Source organism: Mitsuaria sp. BK041 (genome assembly GCF_014193085.1).
Classification (GTDB): Bacteria; Pseudomonadota; Gammaproteobacteria; order Burkholderiales; family Burkholderiaceae_C; genus Roseateles.
In genome coordinates this window covers 3,191,607-3,206,945 of sequence record NZ_JACHYT010000001.1, presented here as the reverse complement: position 1 = coordinate 3,206,945, position 15,339 = coordinate 3,191,607, and the positions used below count along the sequence as shown (strand labels likewise).

Annotated in this window: 12 protein-coding genes; 4 read left to right on the top strand and 8 right to left on the bottom strand. The window is 70.5% G+C overall.

Annotated features, from left to right (window positions below; genetic code table 11):
* Nucleotides 1–17: 17 nt before the first annotated feature.
* Nucleotides 18–1,088 (top strand): UDP-N-acetylmuramate dehydrogenase, encoded by a 1,071-nt coding sequence (gene murB, locus FHT38_RS13550; protein WP_091732981.1) that lies wholly within the window; start codon nucleotides 18–20, stop codon nucleotides 1,086–1,088.
* A gap of 31 nt (nucleotides 1,089–1,119) precedes the next feature.
* Here the strand turns inward: murB and FHT38_RS13545 are convergent, their stop codons facing one another.
* The 5 genes from FHT38_RS13545 to FHT38_RS13525 form a co-directional block, all read right to left on the bottom strand.
* Nucleotides 1,120–1,407, bottom strand: a complete 288-nt coding sequence (locus FHT38_RS13545; RefSeq protein ID WP_091732986.1) for a hypothetical protein — start codon at nucleotides 1,405–1,407, stop codon at nucleotides 1,120–1,122.
* 177 nt (nucleotides 1,408–1,584) lie between these two features.
* A complete protein-coding gene (locus FHT38_RS13540) occupies nucleotides 1,585–2,427 on the bottom strand; it encodes a hypothetical protein (RefSeq protein WP_183492084.1) in 843 nt (280 codons plus the stop codon).
* On the bottom strand, nucleotides 2,424–3,842 hold the full coding sequence (locus FHT38_RS13535) for an AAA family ATPase (protein WP_183492083.1): 1,419 nt from the start codon (nucleotides 3,840–3,842) through the stop codon (nucleotides 2,424–2,426). The genes FHT38_RS13540 and FHT38_RS13535 overlap by 4 nt, the downstream gene beginning before the upstream one ends.
* Before the next feature lie 84 nt (nucleotides 3,843–3,926).
* Nucleotides 3,927–5,876, bottom strand: coding sequence for an ATP-binding protein (locus FHT38_RS13530; RefSeq protein WP_091732996.1), 1,950 nt, complete (start codon nucleotides 5,874–5,876; stop codon nucleotides 3,927–3,929).
* A gap of 2 nt (nucleotides 5,877–5,878) precedes the next feature.
* Entirely contained in the window at nucleotides 5,879–6,418 is a 540-nt protein-coding gene (locus FHT38_RS13525; protein ID WP_255488684.1) for a hypothetical protein, read from the bottom strand.
* Nucleotides 6,419–6,668: 250 nt separating this feature from the next.
* Between FHT38_RS13525 and FHT38_RS13520 the strand changes: the two genes are divergently transcribed.
* Nucleotides 6,669–8,381: a long-chain fatty acid--CoA ligase gene (locus FHT38_RS13520; RefSeq protein WP_183480500.1), complete on the top strand. Its 1,713-nt coding sequence runs from the start codon at nucleotides 6,669–6,671 to the stop codon at nucleotides 8,379–8,381.
* Nucleotides 8,382–8,575: 194 nt separating this feature from the next.
* Here the strand turns inward: FHT38_RS13520 and FHT38_RS13515 are convergent, their stop codons facing one another.
* Genes FHT38_RS13515 through FHT38_RS13505 form a run of 3 tightly spaced genes read right to left on the bottom strand, consistent with a single transcriptional unit; the run spans nucleotide 8,576 to nucleotide 12,158 of the window.
* On the bottom strand, nucleotides 8,576–9,424 hold the full coding sequence (locus FHT38_RS13515; protein WP_175538464.1) for a DUF924 family protein: 849 nt from the start codon (nucleotides 9,422–9,424) through the stop codon (nucleotides 8,576–8,578).
* Nucleotides 9,421–11,547 (bottom strand): prolyl oligopeptidase family protein, encoded by a 2,127-nt coding sequence (locus FHT38_RS13510; RefSeq protein WP_183492082.1) that lies wholly within the window; start codon nucleotides 11,545–11,547, stop codon nucleotides 9,421–9,423. The genes FHT38_RS13515 and FHT38_RS13510 overlap by 4 nt, the downstream gene beginning before the upstream one ends.
* Nucleotides 11,548–11,597: 50 nt before the next feature.
* Complete coding sequence (locus tag FHT38_RS13505) at nucleotides 11,598–12,158, bottom strand: YaeQ family protein (RefSeq protein WP_091733012.1); 561 nt, start codon at nucleotides 12,156–12,158, stop codon at nucleotides 11,598–11,600.
* A 229-nt stretch (nucleotides 12,159–12,387) separates the two neighbouring features.
* Here FHT38_RS13505 and FHT38_RS13500 point away from each other — a divergent pair, with 229 nt between their 5' ends.
* Both FHT38_RS13500 and FHT38_RS13495 read left to right on the top strand, forming a co-directional pair.
* Nucleotides 12,388–13,035 (top strand): hypothetical protein, encoded by a 648-nt coding sequence (locus FHT38_RS13500; RefSeq protein WP_183480494.1) that lies wholly within the window; start codon nucleotides 12,388–12,390, stop codon nucleotides 13,033–13,035.
* A gap of 99 nt (nucleotides 13,036–13,134) precedes the next feature.
* On the top strand, nucleotides 13,135–15,198 hold the full coding sequence (locus FHT38_RS13495) for a M3 family metallopeptidase (protein ID WP_183492081.1): 2,064 nt from the start codon (nucleotides 13,135–13,137) through the stop codon (nucleotides 15,196–15,198).
* The last annotated feature ends 141 nt before the right edge of the window (nucleotides 15,199–15,339 follow it).

Below are 15,339 nucleotides of genomic sequence, written 5' to 3'. Positions count from 1 at the left end.
GGGCGAGAATTCTAGCCATGCAGTCTCCCGCCATCCCCCCCTCGACCGAGCGACGCGAGGGCGTCGTCATCGAGACCGACGTCAACCTCAAGCCCTACAACACCTTCGGCCTGCCCGCGACGGCGCGCCGGCTGGTGCGCATCCGCGAGGAACTGGATGTGCGCCGCGTCGTCGACCATCCCGAACTGGGCCGCGCGCCGAAGTTCGTGCTTGGCGGTGGCTCGAACCTGGTGCTGACGCGGGATGTCGACGCGGTCGTGCTGAAGATGGAGATCCCGGGCCTGCGCGTCGAGGAACGCGACGACTGCTGGATCGTCGAGGCCGGCGCCGGCGTGGCCTGGCATGAGGCGGTCGCGGGCTCGCTGGCGCTGGGCGTACCGGGCCTGGAGAACCTCGCGCTGATTCCCGGGACCGTCGGCGCCGCGCCGGTCCAGAACATCGGCGCCTATGGCGTCGAGCTGAAGGACAGGCTCGAGAACGTGGACGTCGTGGACCTGACCACCGGGAGGCGGGTCACGCTGCCGGCCGAGGTGTGCCGCTTCGGCTACCGGGACAGCGTGTTCAAGCAGACCGGTTACGGCGGCCTGGCCGGCAAGAGCGTGATCACCAAGGTGCGGCTGCGCTGTCCCAAGCCGTGGCAGCCGCAGCTGGGCTACCTGGACATCGAGCGCAAGATGGCCGAGACCGGCATCGCCGCGCCCGATGCCCGGCAGGTGTTCGACTGGATCTGCGAGATCCGCCGCGCCAAGCTGCCGGATCCGGCGCGCATCGGCAATGCGGGCAGTTTTTTCAAGAACCCGGTGGTGAGCGCGGAGCAGTGCCGCGACATCATCACGCGCGACCCGCACATCGTGCATTACCCGATGCCCGACGGCAGCTTCAAGCTGGCCGCCGGCTGGCTGATCGACGCCTGCGGGTGGAAGGGCAAGAGCGTCGGCGGCGCGGCGGTCTACGAGAAGCAGGCGCTGGTGCTGGTGAATCGCGGCGAAGCCCGCGGCGCCGAGGTCGTCACGCTGGCGCGGGCGATCCAGGAGAGTGTCTACGGCCGCTTCGGCATCCGGCTGGAGCCGGAGCCGGTGGTGGTCTGAGCCGGCCCGCCCCAGGGTCTCGAGGGCTTGCTCAGATCCAGTGGAATCCTTTCGCCATCAACGCCGCCACGCCGATGGCCACCGTGATGATGGCGCCGAACAGAAGGCGGAAGTCATGCGTGCGGATGGCCATGATCTCGGCGCGCATCTCCTTCCGGAATTCCCTGAACTCGGTCTTGAGTTCATTCATCTCGATCTGCAGTCGGTCCACGTTGGTCTCCAGTACAGCCACCTTGATTGGAAGGTTCGAATGCTGGGCCGAGGCGCCATGGCGGTCAATGACCTCGACATGAGGGGCGTGCTTGTGCGGGGTGGCCATGGGCGGCAGCTGGGCAAGGCCTGGCCCCTTTTTCCTGCTCGATGATGAACTGCGCATGAGAGGGCTCGCGACGGATCTGCTGGGACCTGCAAAGTTTGCGCCGCAAGATCAGCAGCCGCGAGTCGGAAGCCGGCCTCCCGAAGGGGGACGGCGCAACGCCCTTTCAGGGGGCGCCGGTCAAGTCTCCAGCAGCCCCCAGCTACGAAGGAAGTGCCGCGACATCGCAGCGAACGGCTGGTTGTCGTCGGCCTGGCGGCGCAGCTGCGCGAGCACCTTCGGCGCGCTTGGCGAGTCGTGATCCATTTCCTGGAACGCCAGCGCCGCGGTGTAGAGGAACTCGTAGCGCTGGTAGCGCAGGCGCAGCAGCTCGCTGCGATTGAGGCCCAGCACTTCCTCGGCCGCCTTCACCGCGGCCTTCGCCCTCGCGGAGCGGCCACGGGCGATGAGCCATACCTCTTGCGTCGCCTCGATCGCGTTCCAGGAGAACAGCCGCTCCGGATCGTCGAGGTAAGGATCGGGCAGATGCGCATGCTCGCTGGCGAAGAAGCGCTTCAGCGCGGCGTCTGTCGTGGACGCGGGATCGGGGCAGAAGCGCTCGGCAAGCGCCGCTGCCTTCGCCGCATCGGCCGGGCGCGTGGCCGGCATGCGTGGCGGCTTCAGCCGCGCGCCGGTGACCGGGAAGCGGTTGCCCTTGTGGACCTGGTTGCAGACCTGGCAGCTGAAGGTGTAGTTGTCGACGCAATACGCCAGCCACCAGTACGGGTCCTTGGGACGGAAGTGCTCGACGTCGCCATGCGCGACCACCGCCGTGTCGGCCTCGCAGTAGGCGCATTTGCCAGCGGTCTCGCGCCGCAGCGTCGCCTTCGCGGCCGACCAGATCTGGCGTGACTTGGGCTTGAAGTCGACCCTGCGGCCGTCGTCGTAGAAATAGCCCTCGAGCCGGAGCAGCCGCTGCTGCAGCTTCGCGCCGGTGAAGGCGCCCAGGCTTGCGGCATCGCGTCGCCGCCGCAGGCGGATCACTTGGACCGCTCCACGCGCTTCACCGCGGCCTTGAGCTTGCCCGGCGACAGCGCCGGCGTGGACGCGGGCTTTGCCGCTGCGGTCGACGGCTTCGACGCCGGCGCCGCGGGCTTCGCGGACTGGGCCGCCTGCTTCGCGATGGTTGCCTTGAGTTCCCTCAGCAACGCCGCCTGCTGGCGCGCGTAGCCGGGCACCGCGTCCCACTCCGGCGCGGCCCGCAGGACCTCCGTGCTGCGCTGCAATTGCGTGCGCTCGCGCGCGGTCAGGGCCTTGCCCTTGGCCGTCGACTTCGCCTGCAGCTTGCGGGCCGTGTCGCGCGCCTGCTCGACCACCACCGAATCCATCGACGCCAGGCCGAACATCGGGCTCATCAGCAGCTGGTGCACGCCCATCAGGCGCGGCTCGCCGACGAAGGGCACCAGCGTCGGCCGCTGCTTGGCCCCTTCGCGACGGATGACGAAGAGCTCGCCCTCGCCACTCTGCTGCGCGGTCAGCGCCGAATGCGTCGTCGCGATGAACTGGAAATGCGGCAGCAGCGCCGACAGGAAGTCGACCAGCTGCCGGCGCCAGACCGGGTGCAGATGCAGGTCGAGTTCGTCGATCAGCAGCACGCCGCGCGTGGCGAGCGGGTCCTTGCGATCGGGGAAGGCCTCGGTGATGCGGTAGAGCAGGTCGCCGCACCAGGCGGCCATGTTCTGGTAGCCGTCGGACAGCTGGCTCAGGGGCACCTCGCCGTCGACGGTGTGGAACATCAGCTGGCCGGAGGCCTTGTCGATGCGCGAGAAGTTCATGCCCCGCATCAGCTGGTTGAGCGCCGCGCGGATCGGCGCCAGCGCGCCAGCGCCGCGCCGGTAGTCGAGGTCCATCGCCCAGCGCTGCAGCGAGACCAGCGAGGCGTCGGGCGAGAACATCGAGGCCAGCGCCCGCGCGCGCGGCGAGCGTGCGCTGTCGTCCATCGGCGCGCTCAGGCGCTTGCCGCCTTCGGGCGGCCGGCGCGACACGCCATAACCCAGCACGAAATAGTTGCGGTCGGCATGCCGGATCGCCGCATCCAGCGCGTCCAGCGTCCGCGCGTTGCGCTCGAAGATGTCGCGCAGGCCGTCGCCGCGGTGCAGTTCCAGCGCGATCTCGCGCGGCTCGCCCTTGGCGGTCACCAGCGTGCCGGCGATGCGGCATTGCCGCGTGCCGTTGCGGATCCAGGCATCGGCGTCGCCGAGCAGCTCCGGCAGGGCGTCGCTGCCCGCCAGCAGCAGGCCGATCGCGCGCAGCACCGTGCTCTTGCCGCAGCCGTTCTCGCCGAGCAACAGCGTCCAGCGCCGGTTCGTGCCGGGGGCTGCCTCCGGGCTGATGCCGAAGTCGATCGCCAGCGACTCCATCGAGCGCACATTGGTCAGCGCGATGCGGGACAGGTACATGGGACGGGGCTCTCCGTTGCGGAGAGGGACTTTAATGGCCTTTGAGGTGAGCGGGATCGAACCGGCTCAGCCGGCCCGCCCGGTTCAAGCCGCTTCCGGCCGGGCGGGCGAGGGCGCCAGCGACTGCAGGCAGGCGCGCAGCGTCTCGAGCTCCACCGGCTTGGCCAGGAAGGCGCTGATGCCGGCGTCGTCGGCCTTCTGGCGAGACTCCTCGAACGCGTCGGCCGAGAACGCGATGATCGGCAGCCGCCCGCGCGGCGGCGGCAGCTCCCGCATCCGCCGCGTGGCCTCGAAGCCGTCCATCTGCGGCGTGTGCAGGTCCATCAGCACGACGTCGAAGGCCTGCTGCCGCAGCGCGTGCAGCGCCTGCAGGCCGTTCTCGCACAGCGTCGGCCGATGGCCCAGCCGTTCGAGCATCGCCTCGATGACGATGCGGTTGGTTGGGTTGTCCTCGCTGACCAGGACGCGCAGGCCGGTGACCGGCGCATCCTCCGCCGAGGCCGCCGAGGCCGCCGAAGTCGTCAAGGCCGCCGAGGTCGCCGAAGGCCCCTTGAGCGGCGTCGAGGGGGCGGTCGCCGCCTCGGCCGGCACCATGCGGCCGGGCGGCAGGTCGGCGCCGGCGCGCAGCGGCAGCGCCAGCGTGAAGCGCGCCCCCTGGCCGGGCGCGCTCTGCACGTGGATGTCGCCGCCCATCGCGCGGGCCAGCCGGCGCGAGATCTCCAGCCCCAGGCCCGCGCCGCCGTGGCGCCGCGAGGTGCTCGCGTCGCCCTGGCTGAAGCGCTGGAAGAGTCTGGCCTGCGTCTGCGCGTCGATGCCCGGGCCGGTGTCGCTGACCTCGAACATCAGCAGGTCCTCGCCCAGCGGCCCGACGCCGCGTCTCAGCTGGCAGCCCACCTGGCCGCGGTCGCAGAACTTGAGCGCGTTGCTCAGCAGGTTCAGCAGGATCTGGCGCAGCCGCGTCGGATCGGCCAGCACCCAGCCGGGCACGTCGTCGTCGATGCCGAAGTGAAGCGCGAGCCGCTTGGCCGCCGCCTGCGGCCGGCTCAGCGCCTCCAGTTCCCTGACCAGCGCACCGAGCTGCAGCGGTTCCGGCGCGATCGACAGCCCGCCGGCCTCCATGCGCGTCACGTCCAGGATGTCGCCCAGCACCGCCAGCAGATGGCGCGCGCAGTCGTTGGCGGCCTTGAGCTGGTCCTGCTGCGCGGGCGTCAGCGGCGCCTCCTTGATCAGGCCCAGCATGCCTAGCAGCCCCTGCAGCGGCGTGCGCAGCTCGTGGCTCATGTTGGCGAGGAAGACCGTCTTGGCGCGGTTGGCGGCGTCGGCCTCGCGCTGCGCCTCGTTGAGCCGCGCGGCCAGCGCCTTCTGCTTGTCGCCATAACGCTCCAGGCCGCGGAACTGCCGGTAGATCACGGCCGCGAACAGCAGCGTCATCGCCGACAGCGCCGCCGTCAGCCCCAGGCTGACGCGACTCTGGTTGCGGATGATCTCGTTGCGGCGCGTCACGTCCTGGGCGACGTGGTGGGTCGAGGTCAGCGACAGGTCCCGGATCGGGTCGGCCAGCGGTTCCAGGCGGGCGACGATCTCGGCGATGCGCTGCGGATGCTCGCGGATCAGGGCGCCGTTGAGCGGCAGCGCATCGGCCCAGCGCACGAAGTCCTGCGCGCGCGCGACCGTGCGCTGGTAGTCGGGGTGGTGCGCCAGTACCAGCGCGGCATGCTCGCTCTCCACGAGGTTGAGCCGGCTGACGAAGATCTCGTAGCGCTGCGCCACCTGGTCGGGGTCGACGCCCACGCTCGGTCCCGCCGCCTGCTCCAGGGCCAGGCGCAGCTTCAGGTATTCGGTCTCGAACTGGAACAGGCTCCAGACGAGGTAATCGTCCTGGTAGCGCCGGGTGCCGTTGAGCGCCTCGTACTGCCGCGCCTGCAGCCAGCCCACGCCGGCGAGCGTCAGCACCAGCAGCAGGCCCATCGCGGCGATGCCGATGCGCCAGCGGCGCTGCCGGGCCGCGACGGTGCGGGAGGCGTCGCGCGGCATGGTCAGCGCAGCTCCAGGTGGGTCAGCTGCCAGGCCGAGCGCCCGTAGAAGACGCTGTTGCGCAGCTCGGGCGCGTGGTCGAAGGGATAGATCAGGAACAGCGGGCCCTTGTCGCGCACCGCCATCGGGCGGTCGTCGAGCAGCCGGGCGACGATCACGTCGTAGCGATGGCTGTCGGTCAGCGGGATCTGGACGCGGTAGTCATTGAGCGCGCGGGCCTCGATCGTGCGGCCCTGCGCGCCGGCGGCGGCGAGCACGTCGCGCAGCAGCGGCCCGGTGAACCGGCGCGGCTGCGGGTACCAGGGCGTCTGCGTGCTGAAGCTGACCTGGGGCAGCTTCTCGAGCATCGCCATGTCGAAGGCGGCGCGGCCGTCGCGATTGGCGTTGCGCAGCGCCCCGCCCACGGTGAGCACCACCGGTCCGGTGGGCGCGGCCAGCGGCGGCTCGGCCGGTGCCGCCCGCACGGACGGCGCGGCCGCGGCGCCCACGGCCAGGGCACAGGTCAGCAGGCCCTGAAGGGCGGTACGTCGCGCGATCAGCATGAACGGGAGCAGGCACGACCCGGCCGCGCATCGACGCCCCGAGGGGAGGGCGGATGCCGCGCGGGCATTGGTGAAAGCCCGCATGCTACGCGGGGGCACGGGGAGGAGCATGTCCGGGACCACCCCGATAACAGGGGCCAGTCGGGTTTCCGCCACAGTGGACCGCTGGGCCCGATGTCGCTGTCGAGACAAGGTCGGCGAGGCGGTGGATTGAAGATCGACGCCACAACACAGACAGGAGACAGCCCCGATGACGCGCGTGGTCACCCCCCGTCCCGAGAACGCCGGCGTGCAGCACAGCCACTGGCCGGCGCGACTGCCCCGGCGGCTGGCGATTCCACGGACCTCGCTGTGGTTCAACCTGGAGGTCGCCGCGACGCGGTATCCGGACAAGGCGGCCACGCAGTTCCTCGGCGCGACGCTGAGCTACCGCGAGCTGCGACGGCAGGCCGAGGCGCTCGCCGGCTGGCTGCGCGCGCAGGGCGTGGGCAAGGGCGACCGCGTCGCGCTCTTCATGCAGAACTGCCCGCAGTACCTGGTCGCCTTCTACGCGATCAACCGCGCCGATGCGGTGGTGGTGCCGGTCAACCCGATGAACCGCGAGGACGAGTTCGGCCATTACCTGACCGATCCGGAGACACGCGTCGTCATCTGCAGCGGCGAGTTGTCGGGCATCGTCGCCAAGGCCGCCGACAAGCTGCCGCCGGCGCAGCGCCCGCGCGCCGTGCTGGTGACCCAGTACTGGCAGATGCTCCCGCCCGCCGGGCCCGATCCGGCCTGCGACGCGCCCGAGACGATGCGGACCTGGCTCACCGCCGTCCACGAGCTGCCGCCCGGCGCGACCGACTGGCGCGACGCGCTGGCCGCCGGCCTGGTGCCGGGGCCGCATACCGCCGGACCCGACGACCTGGCGATGCTGCCCTACACCTCGGGCACCACCGGCCTGCCCAAGGGCTGCATGCACACCAACGCGACCTTGATGGCCAACAGCTGCGGTGGCTGCCAATGGGGTTACGCGAGTGCCGAATCGGTCGGCCTGGCGGTGGTGCCGATGTTCCACATCACCGGCACCTTGTATGGCGTGCTCGGTCCGGTCTTCACCGGGATGACGCTGGTCATCATGCCGCGCTGGGACCGCGAGCTCTGCGGGCGCCTGATCTCGCGCCACCAGGTCACGCACTGGACCTGCATCCCGACGATGATCATCGACCTCTTCGCGAGCCCGAACTACAAGTCCTTCGACCTGCGCAGCCTGCGTTATCTCAGCGGCGGCGGCGCGGCGATGCCCAAGGCGGTGGCCGAGCGATTGCAGGAGGAGTTCGGCCTGACCTTCGCCGAGGGCTACGGCCTGACGGAGACCGCGGCGCCCAGTCACGGCAACCCGCCCGAGCGCGCCAAGCTGCAGTGCCTGGGCATCCCGATCTTCGGTGTGGACGCGCGCATCGTCGATCCGACCACGCTGGAGGAACTGCCGGTCGGCGAGGTGGGCGAGATCATCACGCATGGCCCGATGGTGTTCCAGGGCTACTGGCGCCAACCGGAGGCGACGGAGGCGGCCTTTGTCGAGCTCGACGGCAAGCGTTTCTTCCGCACGGGGGATCTTGGTCGCATGGACGAGGAGGGCTACTTCTTCATCACGGACCGGCTCAAGCGGATGATCAACGCGAGCGGCTACAAGGTGTGGCCCTCGGAGGTCGAGATGCTGCTGTACCGGCACCCGGCGGTGCAGGAGGCCTGCATCATCGCGGCCAAGGATGCGTACCGTGGCGAGACGGTCAAGGCGGTGGTGGTGCTGCGCGCGGAGGCCAAGGGCAAGACCACGGACAGGGACATCATCGACTGGGCGCACGAGCACATGGCGGCCTACAAGGCGCCGCGCATTGTGCAGTTCGTGGACGTCTTGCCGAAGTCGGGTTCCGGCAAGGTCATGTGGCGTCTCCTGCAGGAGCAGGAATCGAGTTGAGCTGCTGGCGCCTCGCGGTGCACGCGCTGCAGTGCTTCTCTTCGAGGGCAGGGCCGGGGCAGGCGACGAAGTCGTGCCGTCCAGGACTGACTGGGCGCGTTCTGTCTGACCAAAGCGAGCCGCAGGCGAGCGGCGGGAGTTGAGCGCCTGAGGCACGACGGGAGTCGCCTGCCCCGGTCCTGCCCGAGCGCAGGTCAGAACCGTGACCCTGGCTGCTTCAGGAAGTCCAGTTCCTCCGGCGTGCTGTCCCGCCCGAGGATGTCATTGCGATGCGGGAAGCGCCCGAAACGCGCGATGACATCGCGGTGTTTGCGCGCGTAGTCGAGCGCGTCGGCGAGGCGCGGGTCCTCGAGGGTGAGGGCTTCGAAGGTGGCGACGCTGAGTTCCTGCATCGCGAGGTCTTCGGCGTGTTCCATCGGCATGGTGGCGAACCAGCGTTCGAGCGTGCCGAGTTCCTGCGCCCGGGCCCGCAGCGCGATCGCGGCGTCCAGGGCGAGGGCGTCGCCGGCGAAGGCTGCTGGCGTATCGCGATGGATGTTGCGGGTGAACTGGTCCAGCACGACGATGCGGGCGAGCGCGCCCCAGGCGGTGGAGTCCCACTCGCGCAGGCCGCCGTCGAGGGCCTGGGCGACGACCGCGCCGAAGCGCTCGCGCAGCGCGTCGTCGAAGGCGGGGTCCTTCTTGAACCACTTCATCTGGATCTGCCCGTCCTGCGCCGAGCCGGGCGGGCCGAACCATTCGTTGAGCACCCGCTGGGCCGAGGCCGGCGTCAGCAGCCGCTGCCAGCGCGGATGGCGCAGCAGCCAGTGGCGCACATAGCTGCAGCCGGGGACCAGCTGCAACGGGAACTCCGCCAGCCAGCGCGCCGCGGTCTCCACCAGCTGCGAGGCCAGGCCTTGCCCGCGCAGCTGCGCCGGCACGCCGGTGTGGGTGATGATCAGCTGTTCGCCGTGGCGCTCATAGTCGAGCCGGCATTGCAGTCCGGGTTGCGGCTGGGCAAGAAAGCATCTCGCGTCGGGATGATGCTGGATGACGAAATTCACGCTGCGTCTCCACTGCTGGGCTCCCTGCCGAGTTGCCGCCACAAGTAGGCGAACTCGAGGGCTTGCAACAGCGCGCGCTGCTGGTTGTCCGCCGCGCCGCCATGGCCGCCCTCGATGTTTTCGTAATAGAAGCAGGCTTGCCCCAACGCAAGCATGCGGGCCGCCATTTTCCTCGCATGGCCCGGATGCACGCGGTCGTCGCGCGTCGACGTGGCGAAGAGCGCCCGCGGATACCGCACGCCCGCCTTGAGCTGCTGGTACGGGCTGTACGCGGCGATGTGCGCCCACTCCGCGGGCTCGTCGGGGTCGCCGTACTCGGCCATCCACGACGCGCCGGCCAGCAGCAGGTGATAGCGCTTCATGTCCAGCAGCGGCACCTGGCACACCACCGCGCCGAAGAGCTCCGGCCGCTGCACCATGCAGGCGCCCACCAGCAGTCCGCCATTGCTACCGCCCATGATCCCGAGCCGCGCCGGCCGCGTCAGCCCGTGCGCGACCAGGTCCTCGGCCACGGCGATGAAGTCGTCGAAGCTGCGCTGCTTGTGGGCGAGCGTCGCGGCCTGGTGCCAGCGCGGGCCGTACTCGCCGCCGCCGCGGATGTTGGCCACCACCAGCCGCCCGCCGCGCGCGAGCCACGCCCGGCCATTGCCGCCCGAATACCACGGCTGCAGCGAGACCTCGAAGCCGCCGTAGCCGTAGAGCAGCGTCGGCGTGTCGGCGCCGCGACCGGCCTTGCCGATGACGAAGTAGGGCACGCTCTCGCCGTCGGCGCTGGTGGCGAAGCGCTGCTCCACCGTCATGCCGTGCGCGTCGAACTGCGCGCCGCGCTGCTTGAGCGTCTCGCGCGCGTCGGTGCCGGCCTGCGCCAGGCAGACGATGTCGGGCGTCAGGAAGTCGCAGTAGTGCAGGAGGTAGCGGTCGCCGAGCCGGTCCTCGGCCAGCTCCGGGTCGTGCAGGCTCTGCACGCTGAGCGTGCCGGGGAAGGGCGCCTTGACCTGGCGCAGGACCGGCGGCCGGTGCGACAGGTCCCATTCCTCGAGCCGGCTGGCCACATGCTCGCTGACGTTGAGCAGCAGGTGGTGGCGCGTCAGCGTGTAGTCCTCCAGCGAGCGGCCCGCGGTCGGCGAGAACATCACGCGCAGGTGCCTGTCGTGGCGCTCGTTCTTCCAGAACGCGGCTTCCTCCATCAGCAGCAGCGAGCCGGCCGGGTAGGTCGGGCCGTGCGGGATGGCCCAGTCGGTGCGCGGACGCAGCAGCATCCACGGGCCTTCCAGGTGCACGCTCATGTCGCTGGGGAGGTCGATGGGCACGAACTCGCCTTGCTTCCAGAGGAAGCGCGACTCGTTGTAGAAGTCCAGCGCGCGGCTGAACACGACCCGCTCGAAGCCCGGCGTGCGGTCGACCGACACCGACACCGAGACGTCGTCCTTCTCGCCCTCGAAGATCACCGGCGCGGCGTCCAGCGGCGTGCCGCGCGCCCAGCGCCGGATCTGGCGCGGATAACCCGACTCGGTCAACGAGTCCGGTCCGAAGTCGCTGCCGACCAGCAAGGTGTCGGCGTCCAGCCATTCGACATCGCTTTTGGCCTCGGGCACGAAGAAGCCGCCTTCGGCCGGCGGGATGAAGCGCAGCGCCTCGAGGTCGAACTCGCGCAGCTCGTGGGCATCGGCGCCGCCGTCGGACAGCGACACCAGGCAGCGCCGGTAATCGGGCGCGAGCGCGGTCGCGCCGTGGAAGACCCAGCTTCGGCCTTCGTCGCGGCCCAGCGCGTCCAGGTCCAGCACCAGCCGCCACGGCGGCTCGGCGAGCTGGTAGTCCTCCAGCGTGCAGCGCCGCCACAGGCCGCGCGGATGGGCCTCGTCCTGCCAGAGGTTGTAGAACCAGTCGCCGCGCCGGGCCACATGCGGGATGCGGTCGCGCGCGTTCAGGATCTGCAGCAGCTCCTCCCGGACCGGCTCGAACTCGGGCTCGGCCTTCAGCGCGGCCAGCGTCGCGTCGTTGCGCTCGCGCACCCAGGCCAGCGCGCGCTCGCCCTCGGCGCCTTCCAGCGCCTCGAGCCACAGGAACGGATCGTCCGCGGCGGTGGCGGGGTCGACGGATGCGGACGGCTCGGAATGCGGCACAACGGTCTCCTGGTCAAGGGCGCGGGCGGCTCGTCACCTTACCCCACAAGTCACTGCTCGGCTTCCTTCAGCAATTGCGGCGTGATCTCCACAGCGCCCTTCTCGGTGCTGACGTACGCCGTCCCGTCCTGGATGCTGACCTGCCACTGCATGCCGCGTTCGGCCAGGGCGGCCAGCGCCTGCGCCTGGTCCGCCGGGATCTGCCACACGGCCAGGCGGGGCGTGCGCTGCAGCTTGTTCTGGATGCCGCTCCACCATACCGGCGTGCTGGATGCGTAGCTGATGACGGTGACGCGCTCGGCGCGGCCGTGGGCCTGGCGCAACCGGCGCTCGTCGGGCTGGCCCAGCTCGATCCAGTGGACCACCTCGCCGGTCAGGTCCAGCTGCCACAGCGGCGGCTCGTCGACGTCGGACAGCCCCTTGCTGAACTCGAGCCGGCCGCGCAGGTCGTCGGCGGGCACGTGCAGCGCGTAGGCCAGGATGCGCAGCATCATGCGCTCGTCGGTCTCCGACGGGTGGCGGGCGACGGTCAGGGAGTGCTCGCCGTAGACATGGCGGTCCATGTCGGAGAGCTGCAGCTGGGCTTTGTGGATGGTGGCCTTGAGCGCCATGGTCGAAGGGCCGCCCGAAGCGGCCGGGGTGCGGGGTGGATGCCCGGCGTGCGGGCTGCACGCGGGGCGGAAACGATCTGAAGCGGCGCATTATCCCGGTCGTGGCATCATGCCGACCCGCATGGCGGCCTGCTCCGGCCGCCCCATGAGACTGCGGGCCGGCCGGTGCCACCGGCGAGCCCGTGCCGACGAGACAGCGCCTACCCGGCGCAATGACCTGAGAGACGACATGAACACTCTTCGCACCTCCCTCGCCGTCGCCGCGCTGCTGGCCTGCGGTCTGGCCGTCGCCCAGACCAGCGGCACCAAGCCCGCCACGCCGGCCGCGCCGGCCGCCGCCAAGGGCGGCAAGGGCAAGCTGATGACCCGCGACGAGCTGCGCGCCTGCATGGCCAGCAACCAGCAGAACGAGGCCGCCGCGGCCGAGCTGGACAAGAAGAAGGCCGTCGTCCTGAAGGAGCGCGACGAGCTCAAGGCGGCCAAGGCCGAGTCCGACAAGTTCGAGTCGGACATGCAGGCCCAGGGCACCGCGCTGAAGGCCGAGATCGAGTCGGTCAAGGCCTTCGGCGCCGAGATCGAGGCCGGCGCCTCCAAGATGGAGAAGGACCAGCTCAAGGCCAAGCAGGAGGAGTACCAGGCCCGCGCCAACGCCCTGCAGCCCAAGATCGATGCCTTCAACAAGGCGCGCAATGACCGCGTCGAGGTCAACAAGGCCTTCAACACCCGCGTCGATGCCCACCAGAAGATCGCCGACGACTTCAACGAGGCGGTCGAGGACCTGAACGACAAGCGCAACGAGTGGAAGCTCAAGTGCGGCAACCGGTCTTACGACGAGGCCGACGAGATCGCCATCAAGAAGGAAATGAACAAGAAGTAAGGCGTTCCCCTTTCGACGCCTCGGGAACGGCGCCGGCACCGATCGCGGTCCGGCGCCGTTCCTACAATCGGCGCCCTGTTGATGGCCCCTGGAGACACGATGAGCGCCGCCCCTGCTGCCAATCCGCTGCTGTCCGCCTGGACCGGCCCCTACGGGCTGCCGCCGTTCGAGGCGATCGAGGCCGGGCATTTCGAACCGGCCTTCGACGCGGCGCTGGCCGCGCACCGCGCCGAGCTCGACGCGATCGCGTCGCAGCCGGCGGCCCCGACCTTCGAGAACACGCTCGCCGCGCTCGATCGTGCCGGGCGCGCGTTGACCGCGCTGGAGCACCTGTTCTCGACGCTGAGCGCGTCGGCGAGTTCGCCCGAGCTGCAGGCGGTGCAGCGGCGCATGGCCGCGCCGCTGGCCGCGCACACCAACGCGATCTACCTGAACGCCGCGCTGTTCGCCCGCGTCGAGGCGCTGCATGAACAGCGCGCCGCGCTCGGGCTCACGCCGGAGCAGCGGCGGCTGCTGGAGCGCGTGCACCTGGACTTCGTCCGCGCCGGCGCCCGGCTGCAGGGCGCGGACCGCGAGCGCTACGCCGCCAACATGGAGCGGCAGGCGGAACTCAACACCCGCTTCGCGCAGAACGTGCTGGCCGACGAGAGCGGCTACCAGCTGGTGCTGCGCGGCGAACGCGACCTGGCCGGCCTGCCGGACTTCGTCCGCGCCGCCGCGCGCCAGGCGGCGCTGGACCGCGGGCAGGTGGAGGAGGGCGTGCACGTGGTGACGCTGTCGCGCTCGCTGATCGTGCCCTTCCTGACCTTCAGCGAGCGGCGCGACCTGCGCGAGCAGGCCTGGCGCGCCTGGGTCGGCCGCGGCGATGCGACCGGCGAGACCGACAACCGCGCGCTGGTGCGGGAGCTGCTCGCGCTGCGGCACGAGCAGGCCACGCTGCACGGCCATCGCAGCTTCGCCGACTACGCGCTGGCCGACACCATGGCCGGCCGCCAGTCGGCGGTGCAGGCGCTGCTGGACCAGGTCTGGGAGCCGGCCAAGGCGGCCGCCGCGCGCGAGCGGGCGATGCTCGACGAGGTGCGCGAGCAGCTCGGCCACGACCTGAGCATCGAGGCCTGGGACTGGCGCTGGTACGCCGAGAAGGTGCGGCAGCAGCGCTTCCAGCTCGACGAGGCGGAGGTCAAGCCCTACTTCCCGCTGGACGCGATGGTGCGCGCGATGTTCGACTGCGCCGAGCGCCTTTACGGCCTGCGTTTCGTCGAGCAGCCGCAGGTCGCCGGTTATCACCCGGACGTGAAGGTCCACGAGGTCCGGGGCGAGGATGGCCGCCTGCGCGGCGTCTTCATCCAGGACAACTTCGCGCGTCCGACCAAGCGCAGCGGGGCCTGGATGAACGCGCTGCGCTGGCAGGCGCGCAACGGCATCGACGCGCTGCCGATCATCCTGAACAACAACAACTTCGCCAAGGGCGCGCCGGGCGAGCCGACGCTGCTGTCCTTCGACGACGTGCGCACGCTGTTCCACGAGTTCGGCCATGGTCTGCACGGGCTGCTGTCGGACGTCGAGTTCGAGCGCCTGTCCGGCACGCAGGTGCTGCGCGACTTCGTCGAGCTGCCCTCGCAGCTGATGGAGCACTGGATGGCCGAGCCGGCGGTGCTGAAGCAGCACGCGCGCCATCACCGCACCGGCGAGCCGCTGCCCGATCCGCTGCTGGCGCGGCTCAAGGCCGCCGCGACCTTCAACCAGGGCTACGAGACGGTGCGCTATTGCGCGTCGGCGCTGGTGGACCTGGCCATCCACGCGCGGGAAGAGGCCGAGGCGCCGGACCCGGTCGCCTTCGAGCGCGAGACACTGGAGCGCCTGGGCCTGCCGCCGGCGGTCGGGATGAATCACCGGCTGACGCATTTCCAGCACCTGTTCTCGGGCAGCTATTACGCCTCCGGCTATTACGTCTACCTGTGGGCGGAAGTACTGGACTGCGATGCCTTCGAGGCCTTCGTCGAGGCGGGCGATCCGTTCGACCGGTCGGTCGCCCGGTCGCTGCTGGACAACATCCTGTCGGTGGGCAACAGCCGCGAGCCCGGCGCGACCTACCGGGCCTTCCGCGGCCGCGATGCGCGGGTTGAGCCGATGCTCAAGGGGCGGGGACTGGTGCCCGCCTGACCTGCCGGACCCGCCTGAAGGCGGGCCGGGACTCCCCCTGTCGAGGGCCCCGGAAGGGGCCCTCACCGTTTCGGGTAAACCCGGATCGCGGGCGCCGTTCATCGCGCTCCGCCGCAGTTCGTCGCTAGCAACAACGTGTTG

Excerpts from the sequence above, each read along its gene's own strand:
- FHT38_RS13535 (WP_183492083.1), bottom strand. The coding sequence starts at position 3,842 with ATGTACCTGTCCCGCATCGCGCTGACCAATGTGCGCTCGATGGAGTCG.
- FHT38_RS13525 (WP_255488684.1), bottom strand. The coding sequence starts at position 6,418 with ATGCTGATCGCGCGACGTACCGCCCTTCAGGGCCTGCTGACCTGTGCC.
- murB (WP_091732981.1), top strand. The coding sequence starts at position 18 with ATGCAGTCTCCCGCCATCCCCCCCTCGACCGAGCGACGCGAGGGCGTC.
- FHT38_RS13530 (WP_091732996.1), bottom strand. The coding sequence starts at position 5,876 with ATGCCGCGCGACGCCTCCCGCACCGTCGCGGCCCGGCAGCGCCGCTGG.
- FHT38_RS13500 (WP_183480494.1), top strand. The coding sequence starts at position 12,388 with ATGAACACTCTTCGCACCTCCCTCGCCGTCGCCGCGCTGCTGGCCTGC.
- FHT38_RS13505 (WP_091733012.1), bottom strand. The coding sequence starts at position 12,158 with ATGGCGCTCAAGGCCACCATCCACAAAGCCCAGCTGCAGCTCTCCGAC.
- FHT38_RS13520 (WP_183480500.1), top strand. The coding sequence starts at position 6,669 with ATGACGCGCGTGGTCACCCCCCGTCCCGAGAACGCCGGCGTGCAGCAC.
- FHT38_RS13545 (WP_091732986.1), bottom strand. The coding sequence starts at position 1,407 with ATGGCCACCCCGCACAAGCACGCCCCTCATGTCGAGGTCATTGACCGC.
- FHT38_RS13495 (WP_183492081.1), top strand. The coding sequence starts at position 13,135 with ATGAGCGCCGCCCCTGCTGCCAATCCGCTGCTGTCCGCCTGGACCGGC.